The following is a 2279-nucleotide window of genomic DNA, read 5'->3' as shown; positions in this document are numbered from 1 at the left end:
TGGCGAAGATGACGAACAGCGAGGCCGGCAACAGGCGCCGGGCGCGCCTTGCATAGAACCGCCACAGGTCCAGCCTGCCGTCCTCGGCGATTTCCCGCAGCAGCTGGCCGGTGATCAGGTAGCCGGAGATGACGAAGAAGATGTCGACGCCGGTGAAGCCGCCCGGCAGGTCCGACAGACCGAAATGGAACGCGACGACGCCTGACACCGCCAGCGCGCGCAAGCCCTCGATATCCGGCCGGAACGATGGCGACACGGCGATACCTCGCGTAGAGTCGTTGAAAAAAGCCAGCCGTTTCGAAGACTCAACGCGATGCGCCGATATGCAATTCAAAAAATCTAAGGCAGCGCAACATAGGCAAATAATCTAACGCAGTGCAACATAAGCAGAAAATCTACCGCAGTGCAACATAAGTGGAAGCTCGCGGACTGCAGCGGCGATGTGCACGTCAGGAAGCGCAGCGCCAGCGCCATCCTGAACCCACGCGACGGCCGATTTTGACACAGGAGGTGATTGGCCCGGCGAGCGGGCCTGCGCACCGATCTCAGGCTTCAGAGGAACCTGCCGCTCGCGCGCCGGGCTCCCCCTAAGTCGTCACCAGCACGCATGCGCTGGCGGATGACGACGGTGGTCCCAGACTGCCAGACCGACGCCGCGACCACCAGCACGCAGAGAACCACATGGGTTCCCATCGCGTTGACGTTCGCCGCGAAGCCAGGCAGCCAGGGCGAAACGATCAGCCATAGCCCGACAACAAGGCTCGCCCACTCTTCCCATTCGGCGAATGCCTCCCGCCTTACTTCACGGCTGTGGTCCCCGTGTTGGAGAACAGCGCGCGCTCGACCGGCGGCTCCAGGGTTTGCGCAAAGGGCGTCGCCATGTGGTGGCGGTCGCGGTAGGCCAGCTTGCCGTCGATGAAGACATGGCAGGTCTTGGCGTCGCAGAACCGGTCGGTCATGTCGATATAGGTTGCGTTGGGGACGGCGCGCACGATGTCGCGCTCCACCGCGGCCATGGCGTCGTTGGCGGCGTCGGTACGCGGCGCGTCACATACTGATGGCGTTTGTCCACGCCACAGCGCGCGGGCCACGCAGGTGTCGACAAACAGGCTGTTGAACGGCACATCGCGGATGAAGGCGACTTTCAGCCCGGCCTGGCTGAACGCCTCCAGCGTTGCGCGCAGGCCGGCCTGCCAGTTCTGATCCAGGCTGTCGGATTGCTGCGCGTCGGGCGACAGTTTGCGCGAGCTGGTCAGCGATATCTCCGAGATCACCACCAGGCTCGGGCGCAGCGCGATGATCTCCTTGATCGATTGCTCGCGCCATTGATCGCACTCGGTGTAGTCGCGCTTCAGCTTCGAGCTCCAGACCGTCAGCCGCGACGCCCGGCAGGCGGCTTTGAGCCAGGTGACGACCTTGTAGTCGTTCTTCTTCGCTGCCTCGATCAGCGGCGTCGACCAGTGGTCGGCATGCGAATCGCCGAACAGCGCGATCGAGCGCTCGGCATTCTTGGCGCCGAACTCGCAGGCCTTCGGCGTCGCGGTCTCGTAGTCGAGAACGCAGCCCACCGCGCGCGCGGTGGAGGGCTTCGCGGCAGTTTCGGCAATGATTCGCTGTGAGGGATCGAGGTCGTCCACGGCAAGGCGCGCATTGGCGTAAGTCGCCACGACGCCGGCGCCGGTCAGCATTACGGCGGGGATTAGCGCGCGCGCCGCGTTCGCCATCAGCCAGCCATTGCGGCGGATCGGGTTTTCGATGAAATTATAGGTGAAGAGCGACAGCGCCAACGTCAATAGCGCGCAGGCGAGCCGCCCGGGCCACGAGAGGTCGGGCACCATCATCGTCGCATAGACGATGACCGGCCAGTGCCACAGATAGAGCGAGTAGGAAAGCTTGCCAAGCCATTGCAAAGGCGGCAGCGCCAGCATGGCGCTCGGCCCGCTTTGGACATTGCCGGAGCCGCTGAGCAGCAGCAGCACGGTGCTGGCCACCGGCACCACCGCCGCGAAGCCGGGGAAGGGGGTGTCCTGTTCGCTGAAGGTCAGATAGGCACCGGCGATCAGCGCCAGGCCAAGCCATGCCAGTGCTGCGCCCAGTTGCGGGCGCTCGCGCCAGAATTTTGCCGGCGCCATCGTCGCCAGCCCGCCGGCGGCGAACTCCCAGGCCCTGAGCGGCGAGAAATAGAAGGCCCAGGGCTGCGCCACGGTGGTGAGCCAAGCGCAGACGGCGAACGACACCGCGCCGGCGAGGCCGATCGCCAGGATCGCCATGCGCTTGCC

2 protein-coding genes and 1 pseudogene are annotated in these 2279 nt (G+C 65.0%); all 3 read right to left on the bottom strand.

Features of this window, described 5'->3' with window-relative positions:
• Nucleotides 1-256: acyltransferase family protein (locus NMG70_RS33395; RefSeq protein ID WP_436798479.1), on the bottom strand; the 256-nt coding region annotated here is incomplete at its 3' end.
• Nucleotides 257-595: 339 nt separating this feature from the next.
• Nucleotides 596-789, bottom strand: a pseudogene (locus NMG70_RS28720) (SPW repeat protein); the annotation flags it as partial.
• Between the two features lie 8 nt (nt 790-797).
• The coding region (locus NMG70_RS28715; protein ID WP_436798478.1) for an acyltransferase family protein at nt 798-2279 on the bottom strand (1482 nt) is incomplete at its 5' end.

The sequence above is a fragment of the Mesorhizobium ventifaucium genome, assembly GCF_935822925.1.
In the GTDB taxonomy this organism is placed as follows: domain Bacteria; phylum Pseudomonadota; class Alphaproteobacteria; order Rhizobiales; family Rhizobiaceae; genus Mesorhizobium; species Mesorhizobium ventifaucium.
The sequence above is the reverse complement of the archived record's forward strand: the minus strand, read 5'-3'. Positions and strand labels throughout refer to the sequence as shown.